This is a genomic window from Sphingomonas sp. CCH9-F2, from assembly GCF_001556735.1.
GTDB classification, from domain to species: domain Bacteria; phylum Pseudomonadota; class Alphaproteobacteria; order Sphingomonadales; family Sphingomonadaceae; genus Sphingomonas; species Sphingomonas ginsenosidimutans.
In genome coordinates this window covers 1-1,143 of sequence record NZ_LSJO01000152.1, presented here as the reverse complement: position 1 = coordinate 1,143, position 1,143 = coordinate 1, and the positions used below count along the sequence as shown (strand labels likewise).

General features: G+C 66.5%; 2 protein-coding genes. Both read right to left on the bottom strand.

What is annotated here, in order from left to right:
- The coding region (gene gloB / locus AX685_RS04405; RefSeq protein WP_066485821.1) for a hydroxyacylglutathione hydrolase at positions 1–619 on the bottom strand (619 nt) is incomplete at its 3' end.
- Position 620: 1 nt separating this feature from the next.
- On the bottom strand, positions 621–1,055 hold the full coding sequence (locus AX685_RS04400; RefSeq protein WP_066485819.1) for a VOC family protein: 435 nt from the start codon (positions 1,053–1,055) through the stop codon (positions 621–623).
- Between the last annotated feature and the right edge of the window lie 88 nt (positions 1,056–1,143).

Below are 1,143 nucleotides of genomic sequence, written 5' to 3'. Positions count from 1 at the left end.
CCTCGCCCGCGGCGCGCAGCGCGTCGACGTCGCGCATCCGCGCGATCAATGCGGCGTTGTCGGGGTCCACCGACAGCGCAAAACGCCCGTTCGACTGCGTATATTCGTGCCCGCAATAGACGTTCGTGGCGTCATCCAGCGTCGCGAATCGCTGCATGTTCGCGAACATCTGCGTCGCATCGCCCTCGAACAGCCGCCCGCACCCCATCGAAAACAGCGTATCGCCGGTGAAAATGGCGTCCGCACCGTCAAAATGGAACGCGATATGCCCCGCCGTATGCCCCGGAACGGCCATCACGCGCGCGCGCTGTGCGCCCAGTTCCACCGTATCGCCCTCGCCAACGCCCTCTTCCAGCGCCGGAATCTTCGCGCGTTCCGCCTCCGGGCCGATGATCCGCGCGCCCGTCGCCGTCTTCACCCCGGCGGCGCCACCGACGTGATCGGGGTGCCAGTGCGTCAGCCACACCGCCCCGATGTGCCACTCGCGCGCCGTCGCGGCCGCCAGCACCGGCGCCGCTTCCCCCGGATCCACCACCATCACCGCGCCCGTCTGCGGCTCCCGGACAAGCCAGCTGTAGTTATCCGACAGCACCGGGACACGCGCGATCTCCAGCGTCATATCACCATGTCCCCGTGTTCGGCATCGACACCCACGGTTCCGCCGGCTCCAGAACCCCGTCCTGCAGCAACTCGATCGAGATGCCGTCCGGGGTCTTCACGAACGCCATATGCCCGTCGCGCGGGGGGCGGTGGATGATATGCCCGGCGTCGACCAGCCGCTGGCAGGTGGCGTAGATATCCTCCACGCGATACGCCAGATGCCCGAAATTGCGCCCGCCGGCATATTCCTCGGGGTCCCAATTGTGGGTCAATTCCACCTCGGCGCGGGCACGCTCGGCGGGTGCGGCCATATCCTCGTCCGCCGCCAGGAAGATCAGCGTGAACCGCCCCTTCTCATTCTCGATCCGCCGCACCTCGCGCAGGCCCAGAAGTTCGAAAAAGGCAATGGTCGCAACGGGATCGCTGACCCGGATCATCGTATGGAGATACTTCATCGTTCGCCTCTCGCCGTCACGGCACCACGTCTTCTACCGCGCGGATCAGCAGCGCGATATCATCCTCGCGCGACAATCGGTGGTCGCC